Source organism: Cryobacterium sp. (genome assembly GCF_025463825.1).
In the GTDB taxonomy this organism is placed as follows: Bacteria; Actinomycetota; Actinomycetes; order Actinomycetales; family Microbacteriaceae; genus Cryobacterium.
This window is the reverse complement of sequence record NZ_JAODBG010000026.1, coordinates 22,259-41,045: the sequence shown is the minus strand read 5'-3', so window position 1 is coordinate 41,045 and position 18,787 is coordinate 22,259. Positions and strand designations below refer to the sequence as shown.

The window sequence follows — 18,787 nt, the reverse complement described above, 5'->3', positions numbered from 1 at the left end:
CACTCTACGACCCTGCTCCCGACGGCCCGGCGCCGCTTGACGGCCGGGCCGCCGCCGTACCCCCCCGAACGGTGACTACGAGGTAACCCGGACATGGGGCATACTCGTAGTACACCGGCGAGGGGGACACGAGGGTGGGGAAAAAGACGGGCGCTCGTTTTCGTGCGCAGGTGCTGAGGCCGCACGGCCATTTGCTTCGTCAGACGACTCTGTCCATTTTCGCCTTCTTCGCACCGGTCTTCGCGGTGCTGTATTGGCTGACCATTCCGCTCGGCGAGTGGCAATACGTCGCCCACGGCCAGGCGGTGGTGATGATCGGCGCGGCAATCAGCGTCATCGGTTTCCTGCGCACCTGCATCTGGGTCGACGAGACCGGCATCACCGAGCGCGGTTTCTTCGGCCGGGTGACCACCTTCGACCGCGACCAGGTGGCCAGCGTCGTGGCGCTCGAGTTGTACCAGAGCGGTGCGATCGACACGCATCCGCAGCTGTTCGTGACCGGCCATGACGGCCAACTGCTCGTGCGGATGCGCGGCCAGTTCTACTCCCAGGGCGCGATGGACACCGTCGCCGACGAGCTGGGGGTGCCCGTCGTGCGGGTGCCGGACCCGATGACCCTCACCGAGCTCAACCGGCTGCGCCCCGAACTGCTCTACTGGTTCGAACGCCGCGTCACCGGTCGGGTGGCCCGCGACCCCGAAGCGGGCGCGGACCTCGGCGTCTGACCGCTCCCACCCGCGGGCATCCCCCGCCGAAGTACACCGGAGCCGCCGGACAGGAGTCATGCACCCCGGGCGGCGTCTACCGGGTCGGGGGTGAAGACGTAGTCGTTGGCGGCGGTCACCTCGGGCCGCAGACTGTGCTTAAGCGCGGCGGCGAAGACCACCCGGGATTCCTCGCGCCGGCGGGCCGCAGCGGCGGGGTCCTCCGCCCGGAACTGCTCGAAATCGACGTCGAGCGGCCAGCCGGACTCGGCGGTCCATACCGGTGGCGGCCCACCGGAGAGCGCCCGCAGCACCCGCTCGGAGTCCAACCGCCAGCGCACCTCGAATCTGTCGCTCCGGTCGTTGCCCGAGACCACGTCATCGAGCCGGCCGTAGAAGTCGGGCAGGAACGCCGTGACCTCGGCGCCGAGCTTGACCAGGTTGAAGTGGGCGTTGCGGCGGATCAGCGGATCGAACGTCCAGCGCATCTCATCGATGCCGTGCTCGAGGCAGAGCGCCCGCTGGAACAGCTTGAGGGCGAACCCGACGCCGCCGCCGCGGTGCCACGGCACCACCGCGGCCATGTGCGAGTGCAGGTGCAGCCCGTTGTTCCAGCCGATGAAACCGAGGGTGGCGCCGACCGGCTTGCCTCGTTCGGTGGCAAGCAACACGGTGTTGCCGGCGTAGTCGAGGGCGAGCAGCATCGACCGGTCGGGGCTGCGGCCGAGACCCCAGGTGCGTTCGAACAGGCCGATGATGCCGGCCAGGTCGCGCGGTTCGGCCGTCCGAACGCTCACCCCGGCCGCCTCTGCCGCCGCGGTGTAGCGCCGGTACGCCTCCGCCACGGCCTCCGCCTCAACGTTCATGCCCCGAGTACATCACACCGCGGGCAGGATGTCTCGGGTGCGGACCCCGTCGTGTTCGCATAGGCGGAGAATCGGCCGACACGCCGCGTGGCGGGACCGGGATTCCGGCGTGTCCCGAGATTCTCCGCCGATGGCTTCCGGCGGTGTCAGTGGCCGCGACCGGAGACCCGGTCGGCGAGGGTGGCCAGGGGGGAGGTGCCGGTGCGGCGGGTGAGCTCGGCCCGGTCGGCGCGGGTGTACGCCTGGTAGAGGGCGGTGACGGCCAGCCACCGCAACGGTTCCGGTTCCCAGTTGCGCACGCGGTGGTTCACCCACGGCAGCGCCGTCAGCGCGGTCTCCCGCCCCAGGATCAGGTCGGTGAGGGTGCGGCCGGCCAGGTTCGTCGTGGCCACCCCGGTGCCCACGTAGCCGCCGGCCCACGCCAGCCCGGTGCCCCGGTCCAGCCCCACGGTGGCGGCCCAGTCCCGCGGCACGCCCAGCACGCCGCTCCAGGCGTGCGCGATCGGCGCATCCGCCGTGCCCGGAAAGAAGCGGTGCAGGATGCCGCGCAGCGCCTCGATGGTGGCCGCCGGAGTGCGCCCGTCGGTGTCGGTGCGGGAGCCGAACCGGTACGGCACCCCGCGGCCGCCGATGGCGATGCGGTCATCCGCCGTGCGCTGGGCGTACATGTAGGCGTGCGCCATGTCGCCCAGGGTGTCGCGGCCCGCCCAGCCGATGCCGGCCCACACGTGCTCACCCAGGGGTTCGGTGACGATCAGGGACGAGTTCATCGGCAGCCACGCCCGGTGCAGGCCGGCCAGGCCAGCGGTGAATCCCTCCGTGGCGCGCACGATCACGCCAGCCGCCACGGTGCCGTGCGCGGTAAGGGCGGCGTGCGGGGTGATCTCGCTCACCCGGGTGTCCTCGTAGATCTCCACCCCGAGCGCGAGGACCACGCCGGTGAGGCCGGCCACGAGCTTGGCCGGCTGGATGCGCGCACAGTGCGGGTGCCACATCGCTCCGGTGCTGCCGGCGACGTTGATGCGGTCGGTGGCGTCCGCGGCCGAGAGGAGCCGGACATCCGTGTGCGACCAGGCCTGCTCTGCGCGCACCGCGGCCTCGAGCCGCTGCTGCTGCGGCCGGTCGTAGGCGACGGTGAACTCGCCGCCCTTGACGATGTCAGCGTCGATGCCCTCGGCCGCGGCGACCCGGATCACCTCGTCGACGGTGTCGTTCATCGCAGCCTGGAAGTCGGCGGCCGCCTGCCGGCCGTGGCTGGAGACGTACTGCTGCCGGCCGCCGGTGACCGGGGCGAGCGCGCCGAGGCCAGGGATCAGGCCCAGGAAAGCGAACCAGCCGGAGAAGTTCGCGTCGTGGAGCCGACGCACCAGCACGGCGACGGCGGGCAGGGCCACGCCAAGGGGTCGCCGTACATGTTCGTTGGCACGTGCAACCGGCGCGGGCGCCGACGGAGACCTGGCGCCCCCTCGATCAGGCTACTGGAAGAGGACCAGCAGCGACGTGGCGCCGATGGTGATGGCGACCAGCGACAGGATCAGCACCCAGGTGAGACCCTTGATGCCGCCGCGCATCTTGCCCATGAAACCGACCGGGCGGCTGTCGTAGTCGTCGTCATCCATCCGTCAACCCTACCCAAGCCGGTCGAACGGGGGCTGTGTGAGGAGGCCGGGTGAGGGCGGCCGGATTCGACGTGCCGCACGTTGCCCCTTCGGATGCCCCGATGGGGCATTTCGGCGCAACTCGCGGACGCCGGCGTCAGTCCGGCCAGGACGCCTGCGACAGCTGGGTGGTGCGGAAGCCCTCGAGGTCGGCCGTGGGAACGGTGATCTCGTACACCCCGGCATCCACCTTGACCAGCCGGAGTCCCTCGGCGAGATCGGCGTTGTGGCCGACGTAGGATCCGCTGGAGAGTTTCGTGCCATCGGCGTCTACCGACTCGTCGACGATCCGCAACTCCAGGCCGTTCCAGACCGCCTCAATGTCCAGCTCGATCACCTCGGTAGCTTCCTCGAACGGGATCTCGTACTTCCACATGCCCCGGCCGGTTCGCACGAACCGCTGGTCGGTGGGCTGCGAGTGCGTGGCCAGCACGATGCGCCGACCCTGGTCGATCACATCGGCCGTGAGGTACAGGTCGTTCCACTTCGCCAGAGTGCCCACGTGCCGGGAGAACGGCGTCAACCGGCCCGCAGACTCGCCATCCACCATCCAGCCGTCCGCGATGTTCGGGAACACGGCCAGGAGCTTCTCGGTGCCGTCGGCGAAGACCCGCACAAGCTGAGTGTTCGGAACCACCCGGGTGTGCCGCATCCACCAGACCGGCACGATGTGGCCGGCGACCGGCGCGAAACCGGTGCCGGTGAACGGCGGCCGGTCCACGAACGGGCCCCCGGTGAGCGCCCGGCTGGCCTGGTCGACGCCGCCGACCGCGTTCTCCAGGCGCATGGTCGACCGGGCCGGGAACCGGATCACGTCGATGAACGGGTCCTCCGCGGAGAACGGCGAGCCGGGGAAACCCAGCGCATGAACGTCGAAAAGCTGCGCCGGGGTGCTCGCGAACGCAACGGTGGCCGCTTCGACGACGAATCCGGACACCCGGTCCCACCCTGTGGTGAGGTAGGCGTTGCTCAGCTGCGGGGTAATGGCCTTCTGAATGATGCTCATAGGAATCCTTGACTTAGGTACTGGAAACAAAAAACGTCGGATCGGCGGCGCGGGCCGGCCGGGGCCTGATGGCGACCGGCCACAGCCAGTCTGCCCGCCCACCGCACGGCGCGATCACCAGAGGATGTCGACGGTGGGCAGTTCCCCCGGTTCCACCGCGGTCGCTGCATGGACCAGGGGCGAAACCTCTCGCAGGTCAACCGTTTCGCGCTCGAGATAGATCAGGTCTTCACTCTCCTGAATGGCCGCTACCGTGCGGGTTTCGCCCTTCCATTCGGTGGTCGTTTCGATGTGCCGGATGTCGGCGAGGTCGGCGACATCGACGTCCACTCGCCACTCCCAGCCGGAGTCGGCCCGCCCCGTCCACAGGTCGACGCTGAATTCCCCGGTGACGGTCTCGCCCCGGCGTTTCTGCGCGACGACGCCGGTCTCACCCGCCTTCGCGGTGTCGGCGCGCGCCACCAGTACCGTGCGTCCGCGCACCAGTCCGACATTCCCGCCGACACAGCCCGCACCGAGCGGCCGCTCCGTCGACGTCCAGGACCTGAGGCTCAGCTGCTCGACCGGAACCACCGCCGACCAGCCGCCGTGCACATTACTACCGTGCGTGATCTCCGGAATGTAGTCCGGGACTCCGCCGCGCTCGGCGAAAACCAGGGCCTGCTCGCCACTGATGTCAGCGACGAGGACCGTCAGGTCACGCCAGACGGCCGTCCACTCCACCTGGCGAACACTCGTGACGCGATCCCGCGCCACAAACCGGGTCCACTGCCCATAGCCGTCCCGTACCCAATCGGCGCCTTCCGGGGCGCCCTCAGCCAACGAGATGACCTGGAGCTCTGGTATCCCGGCGGCGCTGACCGTGCCACACGTGTCCGTCACACCGTATTCGTCCCCGTCGACGACCGCCAGCACACCCGGTCGCGGCGTGTACTCATCCACCGCGTCGTACGTGGACGTACGGGTCAGCCAAAACCGTTGCAACGAGGAGAAAGCGACATCGCCCGAGGTGAAACCCGACTGGACGTCATCCTGGCGCCACAGGAGGTCCGGCAACGTGATCGGCCCGTAAATCTCCACACTGGGGTTCCTGGGGCTCACCCCTTTGATCCCCACGCGAACGCCCCGGTACGTGGCCCGACCGGTGACGGTGACGCGACCGCCCGTGATGAACCGTTCCTGGAGATCGTCCAGGCCGGTGGGCTGCGTCAATCGATGCGACCCGGCGTCCGTCGGCGGTGTCATCAGTCGGCCACCTCGTCCTGAAGCACCGATCCCACCCCGGCCGTGGGCCGCAGACCCACTCCCTGCGCCTGCGGGACGGCCGAGTCGGACAGGAGCCAGGACGCGGGCGTCGTGCCGGGCTGCTGCTGCAGTACGCCCACGAATTCCCGCTCCCCGCCCGGGAGCGTGCGCCACAGCTCCGCGCCGGGCGGAAGCTTCGAGCCAGGGTAGCCGAGGGAGAATTCAGGCGAATACGCCGGTCCCGTGCCGGAGAACCCCGATCCCCGGAACGGGTTGTCGAAGTCGAGTGCCTTGGGCAAGTCGAATTTCATGGACGGGTACAGTGCCTCCATCTTGGCCCGTTCAGGGCCGACGTAGCCGTTCCACTGGGCCTGGATCGCATCCACTCGGGCAGCCCGGTCGGTGATATCCAACGTGCTGTCGGGGACCTTGTCGTTGATCCAGTTGATCACGGAATCAGGCGCCGCCGGCGTCATCCCGGTCGCGTCGAATCGGATGTCGTAGATGGGCTGGCCGGTGCGCAGGCCGGTCGTGAAGGTGCTCGACGGATAGTTCAGGCCCAGGGTGTCGTGAATCCCACGCGTGTCCAGGCCCAACATGTCCAGTGGCCGTGCCACGAAGCCGGCCACATCCTTCATTGCGTCTTTCGCTCCCTGCAGGATCGAGGTCGCCTGCTCGAACGTGATGACCTTCTGGAGGGCGCCGGTTACGGGAGGCACGTCCGCGCGAACGTCGATCAACACCTGCATCTCGGCCTTGTTGAGATCGAAGACGGGCGTGTCGACCAAACGCTCGAAGTCCGCTCGGGTGACCCCATGATCGTCGAGGATCGTCGGGAGAGCTTCCTGGAAAGTTGGAGACCCACTCGACGCCACGTCAGCGTCCGAGAAGATCGCCGGGTGCGACGAACCGTCCACCATCGTCGCCGGGCTCACGAGCGGGGTCGCTGGGGCAGTTGACGGGTCGGCGGCTGTCGGAGCAGCGCCAGTCGGAGGCGCACCGGAAGCATCAGGCGAACCTGACGTGGCAGGCGTGCTGGAGGTAGCGGGCGTGCCCGAGGTAGCCGGCGTACCCGAGGTGCCGGGCGTGCCAGAGGTGGCCGGCGTGGTGCCGGCATCCACGCGCTCGGCGAGGCGGTGCAACATGCCGCCGCCGCTGCCGGGCTCGCGGATGACGATGCGACCGGGGCCGGGCAGGACGCTGCCGCCGCCGGGCAGGGCGGCGCTGTAGCCCGGCTCGACCCGCACCGACGGCATGTTGTCGCCGAGGGAGTTGAGGGTCTGCGCGAGCGCGCCACGACCGGCGGAGACGCCGGTGGTGAGGCTGCCCTTGAGCGCGGTAGTGAGCGCGGTCAGGCCGCTGCCGGCGTGGATCGCCGTTCCGGTGACGACGCGTGAGGCCACGGCCGCACCGGGGAGGACGAAGTCGACGGCGTGGCCGGCGATGGAGGCGGCGCGCGCGGCAACCGTGCCGGCCTTGAGCCCACCCACCACGGCGCCGCCGGGAATGAAGAAGGTGCCGACGTTCACCAGCGTGGTGCCGAAGGCTTCGGCCGGGTTCTCCGACCACATATCGACGGCGACCAGCGCCTTACCGGCGTTGGCCACGTGATCCATCGCCTCTTCGGCGAAGTCATCGGCGCCCTTGAGCCAGGACGGGATGTGTTCGTCGGGGATCAGCGTGGCGGCCATGCCCAGGTTGCCGAGCAGGGCGACCCCGGCAACGGTCATGCCCATGCCGCGCCAGGCTGCGGCGGCGGTCTCGCCGTCACCCCAGTCGCCGGTCGTGGCGTTGTAGCCGAACAGGGCGCCGCCGCCCTCGACCATGCCGACGAGGGCGGTTTCCATGCCGTCGTTCGTGGACTGGTAGCAGCCCTTGTCGCCTTCCGTCGCCGCACCGTACGGCAGCACGGCGCCGTCGGCGTTGAGATCGTCCTCGGTGAGCGCGACGACGACCTCGGTGGGCCGGTCTTCGTCGGTACGCAACGCGTTGATCGCGTTGATGGCCTCGACCTGGGCGGCGTCGAGCGCCGCCACCTCGGTGTTGATCCGCTCGATGATGTCCTTGTTCTCTGCAACCGTGTCGCGGTGCTGATCCCAGGGGATGGTGGCCGGGGCCATGTCGGCGAAGTCGGTGACCACGAAGCTGAAGATGCCGGCATCCCAGGCCGGGTGGTCCTTGTCGTACCATTCCACGGTGACGCCGTTGATGACGCGGGTCGCGAAGGCGTTCGCCTCGACCTTGAGCGCCATCAGGCGGGTCTTGATGGGGGCGATGGCGTCGGCGAAGTTGGCGATGATGGTCGACAGGCTCGCGAGGGTCGTGCCGATGGCGGCGGTGTCCAGCGTCACGGGGTCCATGATCGCCAGCAGCTCGGCCGATTCCGGCGCCGTGTAGACGCCGCTGAGGCCCTGCCACTGGGTGAGGACGGCGGTGCCCTTTTCGGGGATGGCGGTGCCTGCGGCCGAGTACGCGGTGGCCGCGGTCGCCACGGACTCCGGATAGATGTCGTCGCCGGGGATGTTCTCGAAGTTGACGAGGTCGCCGTAGGCGATGCGGTCGCTGACGCTCACAGCGCGGCCGCCCGCTCGGCGCCGATGGCGGACATGTCGCCGTTGAGGGCGGAGGTGGAGGCGGCCGCCTGCGCGCTCGCCGCCATTTCCTCGTCGCCGTGCACGTAGGCGATCGCGGCGGTGCTCGCGCCCAGGGTGCCCGCGTTGATGCGGCGTCCCACGTTGGTGAGCCGGGTTTTTTCGCTCTCGATGAGCGCCGCAACGGCTGCGGGCACTCCGCCGAGTGAGCCGGCGCCGTAGACCAGGTCGTCCTGGGCGGTCAGAATGCCGTCCAGGGCGGTGGAAAGTTCGGTGGCGGCGGTCTCGACGCTCGTCAAGACCGTCGACACCCCCTGTGGATCAATGCTCCAGCTAGTCATCGTTGCCCTCCCGCACGAATAAGTCGCCCTCGGTCGCTTGGGCGAGTGCCCTGGCGACCTCGAACCCGAGGAGCGCCCCGGGGTCCAGCGGTGAATACAGTTCTGTCCAAAATGCCTGGTTCGCCGACGGCGCGGTGCCGGTGAGGCGCTCGACGTCGTCGGGCACGTCGAAACCCTTGCTGCGCAGTACGGTCAGCAGGACCGTGCCCTCCGGCGACAGCACCTGCGTGGCGCCGCCGTTCCAGATGTGTCGCACCAGCAGGTCCAGGTTCACCGCAACCGCCGCGACCAGGTGGTCGCCCATGTCGACCGGTCGGGCCGACACCACGATCAGTTCATGAGGCACGAGCCACCTCCCGCTTGCTGCCGTTGACGAACGCCCGCGCCACGTCGGCCGGGTCGAACGAGCCGGCCACGTCGAGATACTGCTGCCAGCTGCCCGAACCCTCCCGGGTGAACGGCAGCACGATCGAGGGGATGCGGGGACGCCCGGCCCGGATGGCGCCGAATCGTTCCTCGGCCTCGGCCGGCTCCAGCCCCAGGTCGCGCACGGCCCGTGGGCCAAGCACCATCGCCACGGGCAGCGGCGGCGCACCGAGGCGCGACGACACGGCCAGGTCGGCCGCGCCGCGCAACACGAAGGCGCTGCCGAGCAGCACCGATTCGGTGGCCGCCAGGTCGGCGAAGACGCCGGGCACCGCGCTGATGCTCCGCTGGGCGGCCGCGTCATCGTCGGCGAGGGCCACCAGCAGCTTCGTCTCCTCGACGAGGCCCCGAGCGCTTCGCGTCACCCGCATCAGCGCCGAGGTGGCCAGGCCGCCGTGGCCGGCGACGTGCACCCGACTCTCGCGGGGCATCCGCGCCCGCACGTACCGGTTGAGGTTGTCCCGGTCCCAGACGAGTCCGGCCGGTTCATGAACACCCCAGCCGGTCGGGGCCGCGTTGGCGACCCGGTCGGCGAGGAACGCCAGGGCGCCGCCGACGCGGGTTTCCTCGCGAGCCTGCAGGTGTACCGACACCGTCAGGTGCAGCCAGGAGCGCTGAGCGGCATCCGGCGCGTCAGCGCTCGTCACAGCGTTCGCCTCGGCGGGCGCGGTGTCGCGAGCCACGGCCGGATTCAGGACGTCCTGCACCTCGGCGAGCGGGCGGCCGGCGAGGCCGTCGGTCAGGGCCCCGGAAGCGTCCCTCGCCACCCACTTGCTGCGGGTGGCACCGAGCAGCTGCATCATGCCGAAGGTGAGCCGGGACGACGACGGGGTGAGGAACACCACGCGAAGCCCCGCCCTGGCACTCTCGGCGATCAGGCTGGTCCGGCCCTCACTGGCCTGCACGACGGAGGCAGCGCTGTAGCTGACGACATACCCGTCGCCTACCGAGTCGACGAGCGGATGTTCGACGCTCTCGACCAACGGGTCAGCCGATGGCTTGGACGGCGGAGCGGCCGCGGGCCAGGGTGGCCTGGGCGGTCTCGTCGTTCGAGGACAGCGAGCTGCGCAGGGTGTTGATGATCTGCTTGACCTCACCGGCGACGGTGTTCCAGCGCAGTTCCTTGGCCGCGTAGTCCTCCGACACGCCATCGGCCTGGTAGTCGGCCATCATGGCCTTCACATCGGCGTCACGCTGGTCGATGAGGGATTCGAGCTGGGCTGCCAGCGCGTTGAAGTTGTCCTGGACGTTCTGTGATGCCGCGACGTCGTAGTCGCGACGGTCTGCTGAGTTACCGCCTGAAGCCATGATGTTGCCCTTCGGTTGGGTCGAGTCTGAGAGTGCTGCGGCGCCCGGTCACGAGGTTCGCAGGGTGCCGGCGAGTTCGCCGGCGGAGTGGTCAGGCGCGCGAGCCGAAGCGTGCGGCGTCGAAGCTCGAGCCGGACTGAGCGGTGCTCGTCTGGTCGGCAAGTTCCTGGTCACCCTGCGCGAAGGCGAGGTCCTGACCCTGGATGCCGGTGAGCACGGCGTTCAGCGCGCTGTTGAGTTCGGTGGCGATGCCATCCGTCTCGGTCTTGAACCGGTCGAACGCGGCGCGGCCGGCGCCGTTGAACTTACCCTCGAGCGGCGCGGCCGCTTCGAAAAGCTGCTTGACGAGCGAGCCGAGGTCGTCCGACGAGGTGCTCGTCTTCTTCGTGAGGTGCGACAGAACGTCGGCGCCCATTGCGAATTTCATTCCAGCCATAGTGTCCCCCTAATGCTTTGAAGAGACTTCAGGTTAGGGTATGTCAACACGGTGCGGGGGAAATTCGGCACATTTTCAGATTTGCGGTCTCGCCTGGGGGTTCGGTTCTCGTTGGTCAATGCACTCATCGGCGCCATCAGTTGTGGACGGTGCGGAGCCCCGTTGATTCCAGCCACCGCCTACTGCACCCGCTGCGGCGTGCTGTCGGTCGTGGCGGCTCCGGGAGCGGCGCTCGGACCGTACTCGGGCATGCTCGGTGACGTTGTCACCGCATCCGCGACACGCCGGTACTGGTCGCTCGCGATCGACCTGCTTCCCGTCGCGATCCTCGCCGGCGGCGGCGTGGCCGTCACCGTCTCATCGGGCGAGACGGTGTCGCCGGGGCTCATCGCGGCGGTGCTCGGCACCCTGCTCCTCGTCATCGCGGTGCAGCTCGCGCTGCTGCTGGGCACCGGGCGCACCCTCGGCCGGTGGTTGCTCGGCCTGCGCACAGTGGACGACCTCTCCGGCAGCCCGGTCGGCGCCCGGCGCCTGGCCGGCGCCCTGGTGAATCTGGTCGGCTCCCGCACCACGGTCACCGCCGACCTCCGCCGCGGCCGCGACCCGTACACCCCTGCCCGCTCCCCGCTCGGCACGGCCCAGCTGGCGCAGGCGTCCCCGCACTCCGCGCCGACCCGGCGCGAGGGCCGGCGCCGCATGCTGGCCACGGATGCCGACGACGGCTACGCCCCGCAGGCGAGGATCGCGCCGTTCGTGACCCTGGTGCTCGACGACGACCAGGCCCAGCAGGTGGACACGTCGCTGCTGATCGGCCGCAGGCCCGACAACCGCACGGGGGAAGAGGTGCATCCGCTGTTCGCCTGGACCGACCTCTCCCGCACCCTGTCGAAGTCGCACGCCCTGGTCACCTGGTCGGGCACCCTGCTCTGGGTCACCGACCTGGGCTCGGCCAACGGCACCACCCTGGTCACCGCCACCGGCGAGCGCCGGCCGCTGCTGCCCGGCCAGCCGACCGCCGCTGCCCCCGGCTGGCGGGTGGAACTCGGCGACCGCCACTTCGACATCCTCGCCACCGAAGCCGCCACCGTGACAGGTGACCCTGCCACCTCGACCACCCCGGTGGTCCCCACAGAAAGCCTGCCCGTCGATGTCATCTGATTACGATGTGGTGCTCCTTGAGACCGTCAAGACGCACCGCGCGCGCCTCCAGGCCGCCTTCCTGTTCGGCGAGTTGTCTGAGCGCCGCGCGACGACCGACAACATGCGCCGGTTCCTGGCCGGCGTGATCCTGGCCGCGGTGGCGTGCGCGGCATGCGTGGGCACCTCCTTCGTGATCGACCTGCTGGCGCAGAAGGCCGCGGCGGATGCCGAGAAGACCTCGATGTCGGCCCCGCTCGTACCGGGAAGCGCGCTGTGAGCGGCTTCACCCGGCTGACCATCGTGGGCCGCAGCCGCAAGGCCGAGATCGTGGTGCCGGGCGACGAGACCATCGCCGCGCTGATTCCGCAGTTGATGGACCTGCTCGAGGAGCGCACCGGGTCGGTCGCCCGCCCGCTCACCCTGGTGCGCGCGACCGGGCAGCAGCTGGACACCGCCCTCTCGCTGGCCGAACAGAACGTGTCCGCCGGCGAACTGCTGCGCCTGCTGCGGGTGGACGAGGCCCCCGCCCCGCCCGAGGTCGCCGACGTCACCGACGTCGTCGCCGAGGCCAGGGACGACAAGCGCGGCCTGTGGGCCGCCCGGCACCGCGAGGGCGTCGGCGCCGTCGCGATCGGCACCATGATGGGCGTCGCTGCCCTGTTGTTCACCGGCGGTTTCACCGACACCGGTGGTCTGCTCGCGGCGGTGTTCGCCGGCAGCCTGCTGGTGTCGGTGCTGCTCGGCCGCCTGAACCAGAGGTGGCCGGCCGCCGCGTTCGCCGCCGCCGCCCTCGGCCTGGTACCCGCCACCGCCTTCAGCCTCGCCGACGCCGCCACCGGTGTGCGCGGCGAGCCGCTGGCCGCGAGCGTGGTGTTCGCCCTCGGCCTGGGCTGGCTCGCCATCGGCGTCGCGCTGGGCCTCGGCCTCGGCATCCGCCCGGCGCTGCGGGCCAGCCTCGTCGGCCTCGCGCTGAGCGTGCTGCCGGTGCTGCTGCACCTGCTCGGCCTTGCTCCGCTCGAGGTGGCCGCCATCGTCGGCGTCGCCGCCGCGGTGATCTGCGGCATGCTGCCCTGGTACGCCATGAACAGCTCCGGGCTCACCGGCATCGACGACCTCGTGATCGCCGGCAAACTCACCAACCGGGAGACCGTGCTGGCCACCGTGAACGACGCCTACCGGTCGCTGACCTGGTCGACCGTGGCCGTGGCCCTGCCCCTGCTGGCCACCGCCAGCCTGCTCGCCGCGTCGACGGAGGGCTGGGCCATCGGCCTCGGCGCCGCGCTGATCCTGGTCACCGCGCTGCGCACACGAGCGTTCCCGCTCGCCGGCCAGGCCGTCGTGCTGTGGGGTGCGTCGATCGCCGCCGCCACCGCCGTGGCCGTGGCGCACAGCTCCGAGGTGTACGTGCTCGTGGCCCTCGTGGTCGTGTCGGTGATCGCTCTGCTCGTGGTTGCGATGCACCCGCCGGCGCACACCCGCGCGCGTCTCCGCCGGGCCGGCAACACGCTCGAGATGTTCGCGGTCGTCGCCCTGCTGCCGGTCACCCTCGGCGTGTTCGGCGTCTACCCCGACCTGCTCGGGACGTTCTAGCGTGTCGACCCTCGCGGCCGGGCTGCGTTCGCTCCCCCTTGCCCTGGTGGGCAGCGCCAGCGCGCGGCTGCACGACCTGACCAATGCGGATGCCGCCATCCGGATGCCGTTGACCCTCAACCGCCGGGTCGGCTTCGTGCAGGCCTGCGGCGGCGCAGGCTCCTCGACCGTGGCGGCCGGGGTCGCGAGCATCTTCGCGAACCGTCGCGCGGGCCTGGTGCTCGGCGTGAACGCCTCCGGCGGCGACCGGAACCTGCTCTGGCATGCCGGGGTTCCCGCCCTCGAGGGCGCCCTGCCGCCGGCACGCACCCGGCCGCTCTCGGCCGCGGAGGCCTCGGCCGGGCTGCCCGTTGCCCGTTCCGGGCTGATCGGGCTGGACCTGCGCGACCCCGCGCATCCGACCACTCCGGTGCCCAGCCGCACCTGGTTCGACCGGATCAACCCGGTGTCGCGGTTCTTCGACCTCGCGATCACCGACTGGGGCGTGCGCGGCTGGCAGATCGACCTGGCCCAGGTGGCCATGGCCAGTCACGTGCTCTGCGTGGTCACGCCGTCCCGCCGCCACGAACTCGAAGACGCGGTCGCGGTCATTCCCGCGTTGACCGGTGTGGCCGACGGCCCACAGGTGGTGCTCGTCATCGTCGACGTCAGCGGTTCCAGCCGCGGGCAGACCCCGCAGGGGGTGGGCCCCGACCTGGGGGTGCCGGTTCTCCGGATCCCCCACGACCCGAGCGCCGGCTCCGCCAAGCCCGTGCCCAGCGCGTCCATGAGCGCCCGTACCCGCATCGCCTACGCCCAGCTGGCCGGCACCATCATGACCGAGGCGCAGCTCTCGCTGGGCGCCGAACTCCGACACAGTGAGGCAACCGCATGACCCTGCGACTGGTGCACCGGCCCACCCGGGTCACCCGGCCGCTGCAGCGCACCGACGCCGAAATCATCTCGCCGCCGCCCGCGATGCAGGACGGCGCCCAGGGTGGCGTCCCCATCCAGGCGCTACTGCCGGTGCTCGGCGCCGGCACCAGCGTGATCATGATGGTCACCCTTCGCGGCAACGCCCTGTTCATGGTGATCGGGGCGCTGATCCTCACCGTGGCCATCGTCAGCGGCCTCGCCATGGCGCTCACCCAGCGCGGCGCAGCCGCCCGCACCCGGCGGGTGCAACGCGAACGCTACCTCGACTACCTCGAGGGGTTGCGCACCCGGATGCGCCAGCGCGGCAAGTCGGTGCGTTCCACCGCCGAGCTGCTCAACCCCGACCCGGCCGCATTGATCGAACTGGTGCGCGACCCGGGCCGGCTGTGGGAACGCCGCCGCCACGACGCCGACTTTCTCAGCCCCCGCCTCGGCCTGGGCGACGTGGCCTGGTTCGACCTGGCCATCCCCGCCGAGCAGAACCCCGTGCAGCCGTACGACCCGATCCTGGCCGGCGAGGCCCGGCAGGTCACGGAGCACTACTCCACCGTGCGAGGCATGCCCGTGGACCTCAAGCTCGACGGCGCCGGCGCCGTGGCCATCATCGGCGACCGGAAGAACGCCCTGCAGGTGGCGCGCGCGCTGATCCTGCAGATCGCGGCCCTGCACGCCCCCGACGACGTGCACATGGCCATCGCCTACCCGGATTCCGCCGCCGAGGACTGGCGCGGCGTGGACCTGCTGCCGCACTTCGTCGACGAAGACACCTACGACGGGCCGGTCCCGGCCCGGCGGGTGGCCCGGGACACCCAGGCCCTCCGCCGGGTGCTCGGCCAGGAGCTCGGCGACCGTGCCCAGCTCGCGGCCACCGCCAAACGCAGCGGCGGCAACGCCGGCCCGGCCGAGAACGCCCGGCTGATCGTGTTCGTGGACGACTACGGCCACGTCGCATCCGTCCTGCCGGTGCCCGACGCCGACCTCTCCCCCATCGACCTGCAGATCACCATGGTGCACCTGCTCAGCGACCGGATGCACGAACCGTCGGATGTGACCATCCGCGTCACCGTCGGCGACGACCGGGCCGAGATCTCCGACGCCCGCGACAGCGGCGACGGCCAGGTCGCGGTGCAGGCCGCCACGCTCGACCAGATCTCCGCCGCCCTGTTCGAAACCGTCGCGCGGATGCTCTCGCCGCTGCGGCTGAGCATGACCCGGCAGGACGAGGTGGAATCGGCCAAGGCCGTGGACATCGTGGAACTGCTCGGCATCGGCGACGTCACCGCGTTCGACGCCGCCACCGCCTGGGAGCCGCGCTCTCCCCGGGATTTCCTGCGGGTGCCGGTGGGCCTGGACGACTTCGGCGAACCGGTGCTGCTGGACCTCAAGGAATCCGCCCAGCTGGGCATGGGCCCGCACGGCCTGGCCATCGGCGCCACCGGGTCGGGCAAGAGCGAGATGCTGCGCACCCTGATCCTCGCCCTGGCGCTGTCGCACGGCCCGGACGACGTGAGCATGGTGCTGGTGGACTACAAGGGTGGTGCCGCGTTCGCCCCGTTCGCCGGGCTGCCCCACGTGGCCGGCATCATCGACAACCTCGCCGACGACCCGCAGCTCACCCAGCGGGCCCGCGTCAGCATCGCCGGGGAGGTCGTGCGCCGGCAGCAACTGCTCAAGGACGCCGGCAACTCCCCCTCCATCACGCATTACCGCGAGCTCGCGGCCACCCGCCCCGACCTGCCGGCGCTGCCGCACCTGCTCATCGTCATCGACGAATTCGGCGAGCTGCTCACCGCCGAGCCCGACTTCGTGGACCTGCTGCTCACCATCGGCCGGATCGGCCGGTCCATCGGCGTGCACCTGCTGCTCTCCAGCCAGCGCATCGAGGCCGGCAAGCTGCGCGGCCTGGAGACGTACCTCTCCTACCGGGTGGGCTTGCGCACCTTCTCCGCCTCGGAGAGTGCCATCGTGCTCGACACCCCCGACGCCTTCCACCTGCCGGCCATCCCCGGATACGGATACCTCAAGGTCGACACGTCGATCTACCGCCGGTTCCGGTCCGGGTTCGTGTCCGGTCCCGCGGTGCAGGCGGATGCCGCGCCCGACCGGTCCGCCGACCTCGAGGCGCTCACGGCGTTGCCGCTGCCGCTCTACAACGGGCTGCAGCAGCGCAATGAGAACGAGACCGCCGAGGACGCGCTCGCCAGCCCGTCGACGGGGCGGGCCCTGATCGACGAGGCCGTCGACGGCCTGCGCGGCTCGGCCACGACGGTGCCGCCGATCTGGTTGCTGCCGTTGCCGGAGCGGTTCGCGCTGTCACGCATCCTGACCGACGAGGCGACCCCGGAGCTCAAGGTGCCGATGGGCCTGCTCGACGAGCCGGAGAAGCAACGCCAGGACCCGTGGCTGATCGACCTGACCCGCAGCGGCGGCCATGTCGCCATCTTCGGCGCCCCGCAGACCGGTCGCAGCACGTTCCTGCGCACCATGGCCGCGTCGATCGCGCTCACGCACACGCCCCGCCAGGTGAGCATCTACGGGATGGATTTCACCGGCTCGGGCATGAACCGCATCGAGGGCTTCCCGCATGTGGGTGGCGTCGCCACCCGCGCCAACCGGGACCGGCTGCGCCGGCTCCTCGAGGAACTCGCCGCGATGCTCGCCACTCGGGAGCGCCTGTTCACCGAACGCGGCATCGACTCGCTGCCGACGCTGCGCCGGATGCACGCCGATGGCGGCGTGCCCGAACTCGTCGCGGCCGACATCGTGCTGCTCGTGGACGGCATCGGCGCCCTCCGCAGCGAATTCGAGGAGTTCGAGCAGGCCCTGTTCGACATCCTCGCCCGCGGGTCCAGCTTCGGCATCCACGTGGTGCTCGCGATGACCCGCTGGAACGAGCTGCGGATGGCGCAGCAGCCGCTGATCGGCACCCGGATCGAGCTGCGCCTGAACGACCCGATGGACTCGCAGGTGGGCCGCAAGCTCTCCGGTGCCCTCCGCGCCGACCAGCCCGGCCGGGCGATCACCGACGAGGGCCTGTTCGCGCACATCGCCCTGCCGGTTCTCGACGACACCGCGGACGACCTGATCGGCGACGAGATCGAAGCCCTCGCCTCCCGGTCGGCGCAGAGCTGGCAGGGACCGTCGGCGGCGCCCATCCGGTTGCTGCCCGACAGTTTCTCGCCCGACGAGCTGCCCGATGCCATCGACTCGCCCGACGCGGTGCCGTTCGGCCTGCGGCAGGACACCATGGAGCCGGCCTACCTGGACCTGGCGTCGCGGGACCAGCACGTGCTGGTCTTCGGCGACCACGCCTCCGGCAAGTCCACGTTCGTGCGCGGCATCGTGCAGGGCCTGATCGGCCGGTACACCGCCGACGAACTGGTCATCGCGATCATGGACGTGCGCGGCGAGATCGCGTCGTCCTGCCCGGACGACTACCTGGGCGGGCTCGCTGAATCCAGCGGGCAGGCGCGGGTGCTCACGACCGCGATCGCCAGCGAGCTGGCGCAGCGGCAGAACTCCCCGGACCGCTCCGCCGGGCCGCGGATCGTGGTGATCGCGGACGACTACGACGTGCTCGCCTCCGGCGGCACCGACCCGCTGGCCCCGCTGCTGCCGTTCCTGCCGAGCGCACGCGAGCTGCGGCTCAACGTGATCGTGACGCGGCCGGTGGCCGGCGCATCCCGTGCGTTGTACGACGTGGTGCTGCAATCGCTGCGCGACACCGGCGCGACGACCCTGGTGATGTCCGGTGAACGCACCGAGGGGCAGATCCTGCCCGGGGTGTACGCCGAGCAGATGCCGCCCGGCCGCGGACGCGTCGTGCGGCGCGGCGACCGGCCGCGGATCGTGCAGATCGCGCACACCCCGAACCCGGCCGACGAAACGGCCGACGCCCTGGCGAAGGAGTTGGCACTGTGACCCACGGCAACCTGCGCATCGTCGTCTGCGGCACCGCCGGCGGGGTGGGCACCACCACGCTTACCGCCATCCTGTTCGACCAACTGTCCAAGCTGTCGCCGAGCGTGCCCTCGCTCGCCGACCACTCGTCCGGGTCGGTGGGCGCCCGCCTGCCGCGCGGTGACGACGCGGCGACCATCGACAGCGGCCTGGTGCTGCACGACCTCGGCCCGCACGCCCTCGGTGAGGGCCTTGACCTGCTGGAATCGCCGTCGATCATCGCGGTGATCGCCACGGCGAACACGCCGCTCGGCTTCGCGGCGGCCGACGAACTGCTCAGCGCGGTGCGGGAGCGGTACGGCCAGTCCGGCCTCGCCCGGGTGACCGTCGTCGCGATGGGCACCCGGGGCCGGTTCCGCACCAAGCGGCTCACGGAGGCGCTGCATCTCACCTACGGGCGTGGCATCGCCTCGGTGATCCGGCACGACGTGTCCCTGGCCGGCGGCGGGCGCATCCCCGTGCACCGCCTGGCGAAGCGCACGGTCACGGCCTGCGATCTGCTGGGCCGCCGGGTGCTGGCGTCGGCGGCGCATCACCGCCGCTGACCGGGTCCTGACCGGGCGCAAAAAGTTCTCCACAGCCTGAGTTTTGATACCACAGA

General features: G+C 70.7%; 18 protein-coding genes. 7 read left to right on the top strand and 11 right to left on the bottom strand.

Translation table 11 applies throughout. The annotated features are described in order from the left end of the window. The first annotated feature begins 191 nt into the window (after nucleotides 1–191). Nucleotides 192–725 (top strand): hypothetical protein, encoded by a 534-nt coding sequence (locus tag JWP54_RS03410; protein ID WP_297367251.1) that lies wholly within the window; start codon nucleotides 192–194, stop codon nucleotides 723–725. 56 nt (nucleotides 726–781) lie between these two features. Here the strand turns inward: JWP54_RS03410 and JWP54_RS03405 are convergent, their stop codons facing one another. The 11 genes from JWP54_RS03405 to JWP54_RS03355 form a co-directional block, all read right to left on the bottom strand. Further along, a complete protein-coding gene (locus JWP54_RS03405) occupies nucleotides 782–1,570 on the bottom strand; it encodes a GNAT family N-acetyltransferase (RefSeq protein WP_297367248.1) in 789 nt (262 codons plus the stop codon). A 146-nt stretch (nucleotides 1,571–1,716) separates the two neighbouring features. Then, nucleotides 1,717–2,964 (bottom strand): FAD-dependent oxidoreductase, encoded by a 1,248-nt coding sequence (locus JWP54_RS03400; RefSeq protein ID WP_297367245.1) that lies wholly within the window; start codon nucleotides 2,962–2,964, stop codon nucleotides 1,717–1,719. 81 nt (nucleotides 2,965–3,045) lie between these two features. Then, nucleotides 3,046–3,189, bottom strand: a complete 144-nt coding sequence (locus JWP54_RS03395) for a hypothetical protein (RefSeq protein ID WP_297367242.1) — start codon at nucleotides 3,187–3,189, stop codon at nucleotides 3,046–3,048. Between the two features lie 136 nt (nucleotides 3,190–3,325). Next, the gene (locus tag JWP54_RS03390) at nucleotides 3,326–4,234 is read right to left on the bottom strand and encodes a hypothetical protein (protein WP_297367240.1); all 909 of its coding nucleotides are present in this window, start codon (nucleotides 4,232–4,234) and stop codon (nucleotides 3,326–3,328) included. Between the two features lie 114 nt (nucleotides 4,235–4,348). Continuing rightward, nucleotides 4,349–5,446: a hypothetical protein gene (locus JWP54_RS03385; RefSeq protein ID WP_297367237.1), complete on the bottom strand. Its 1,098-nt coding sequence runs from the start codon at nucleotides 5,444–5,446 to the stop codon at nucleotides 4,349–4,351. 32 nt (nucleotides 5,447–5,478) lie between these two features. After that, the gene (locus tag JWP54_RS03380) at nucleotides 5,479–8,052 is read right to left on the bottom strand and encodes a hypothetical protein (protein ID WP_297367234.1); all 2,574 of its coding nucleotides are present in this window, start codon (nucleotides 8,050–8,052) and stop codon (nucleotides 5,479–5,481) included. After that, nucleotides 8,049–8,411 (bottom strand): DUF6507 family protein, encoded by a 363-nt coding sequence (locus tag JWP54_RS03375; RefSeq protein WP_297367232.1) that lies wholly within the window; start codon nucleotides 8,409–8,411, stop codon nucleotides 8,049–8,051. The genes JWP54_RS03380 and JWP54_RS03375 overlap by 4 nt, the downstream gene beginning before the upstream one ends. Then, nucleotides 8,404–8,757 (bottom strand): hypothetical protein, encoded by a 354-nt coding sequence (locus tag JWP54_RS03370; RefSeq protein ID WP_297367229.1) that lies wholly within the window; start codon nucleotides 8,755–8,757, stop codon nucleotides 8,404–8,406. The genes JWP54_RS03375 and JWP54_RS03370 overlap by 8 nt, the downstream gene beginning before the upstream one ends. Beyond that, on the bottom strand, nucleotides 8,747–9,820 hold the full coding sequence (locus tag JWP54_RS03365) for a DUF6177 family protein (RefSeq protein ID WP_297367226.1): 1,074 nt from the start codon (nucleotides 9,818–9,820) through the stop codon (nucleotides 8,747–8,749). Before JWP54_RS03365 ends, JWP54_RS03370 begins: the two co-directional genes overlap by 11 nt. 4 nt (nucleotides 9,821–9,824) lie before the next feature. Further along, complete coding sequence (locus JWP54_RS03360) at nucleotides 9,825–10,145, bottom strand: pore-forming ESAT-6 family protein (RefSeq protein ID WP_297367224.1); 321 nt, start codon at nucleotides 10,143–10,145, stop codon at nucleotides 9,825–9,827. A gap of 91 nt (nucleotides 10,146–10,236) precedes the next feature. Next, a complete protein-coding gene (locus tag JWP54_RS03355; RefSeq protein WP_297367300.1) occupies nucleotides 10,237–10,572 on the bottom strand; it encodes a hypothetical protein in 336 nt (111 codons plus the stop codon). A gap of 171 nt (nucleotides 10,573–10,743) precedes the next feature. Here JWP54_RS03355 and JWP54_RS03350 point away from each other — a divergent pair, with 171 nt between their 5' ends. The 6 genes from JWP54_RS03350 to JWP54_RS03325 are packed head-to-tail and all read left to right on the top strand — an operon-like array spanning nucleotide 10,744 to nucleotide 18,731. Continuing rightward, nucleotides 10,744–11,739, top strand: a complete 996-nt coding sequence (locus JWP54_RS03350) for an RDD family protein (RefSeq protein WP_297367220.1) — start codon at nucleotides 10,744–10,746, stop codon at nucleotides 11,737–11,739. Beyond that, nucleotides 11,729–11,998: a hypothetical protein gene (locus JWP54_RS03345; protein WP_297367217.1), complete on the top strand. Its 270-nt coding sequence runs from the start codon at nucleotides 11,729–11,731 to the stop codon at nucleotides 11,996–11,998. Before JWP54_RS03350 ends, JWP54_RS03345 begins: the two co-directional genes overlap by 11 nt. Beyond that, nucleotides 11,995–13,311: an EsaB/YukD family protein gene (locus JWP54_RS03340; RefSeq protein ID WP_297367214.1), complete on the top strand. Its 1,317-nt coding sequence runs from the start codon at nucleotides 11,995–11,997 to the stop codon at nucleotides 13,309–13,311. Before JWP54_RS03345 ends, JWP54_RS03340 begins: the two co-directional genes overlap by 4 nt. Nucleotide 13,312: 1 nt before the next feature. Then, nucleotides 13,313–14,185 carry a hypothetical protein gene (locus tag JWP54_RS03335; RefSeq protein ID WP_297367211.1) on the top strand — a complete coding sequence of 291 codons (873 nt, stop codon included), beginning with the start codon at nucleotides 13,313–13,315 and terminating at the stop codon, nucleotides 14,183–14,185. Next, nucleotides 14,182–18,147 (top strand): type VII secretion protein EccCa, encoded by a 3,966-nt coding sequence (gene eccCa / locus JWP54_RS03330; RefSeq protein ID WP_297367208.1) that lies wholly within the window; start codon nucleotides 14,182–14,184, stop codon nucleotides 18,145–18,147. The genes JWP54_RS03335 and eccCa overlap by 4 nt, the downstream gene beginning before the upstream one ends. Continuing rightward, entirely contained in the window at nucleotides 18,144–18,731 is a 588-nt protein-coding gene (locus JWP54_RS03325) for a hypothetical protein (protein WP_297367205.1), read from the top strand. The genes eccCa and JWP54_RS03325 overlap by 4 nt, the downstream gene beginning before the upstream one ends. Nucleotides 18,732–18,787 lie beyond the last annotated feature (56 nt).

Excerpts from the sequence above, each read along its gene's own strand:
- JWP54_RS03405 (WP_297367248.1), bottom strand. The coding sequence starts at position 1,570 with ATGAACGTTGAGGCGGAGGCCGTGGCGGAGGCGTACCGGCGCTACACC.
- JWP54_RS03395 (WP_297367242.1), bottom strand. The coding sequence starts at position 3,189 with ATGGATGACGACGACTACGACAGCCGCCCGGTCGGTTTCATGGGCAAG.
- JWP54_RS03390 (WP_297367240.1), bottom strand. The coding sequence starts at position 4,234 with ATGAGCATCATTCAGAAGGCCATTACCCCGCAGCTGAGCAACGCCTAC.
- JWP54_RS03375 (WP_297367232.1), bottom strand. The coding sequence starts at position 8,411 with ATGACTAGCTGGAGCATTGATCCACAGGGGGTGTCGACGGTCTTGACG.
- JWP54_RS03360 (WP_297367224.1), bottom strand. The coding sequence starts at position 10,145 with ATGGCTTCAGGCGGTAACTCAGCAGACCGTCGCGACTACGACGTCGCG.
- JWP54_RS03355 (WP_297367300.1), bottom strand. The coding sequence starts at position 10,572 with ATGAAATTCGCAATGGGCGCCGACGTTCTGTCGCACCTCACGAAGAAG.
- JWP54_RS03345 (WP_297367217.1), top strand. The coding sequence starts at position 11,729 with ATGTCATCTGATTACGATGTGGTGCTCCTTGAGACCGTCAAGACGCAC.
- eccCa (WP_297367208.1), top strand. The coding sequence starts at position 14,182 with ATGACCCTGCGACTGGTGCACCGGCCCACCCGGGTCACCCGGCCGCTG.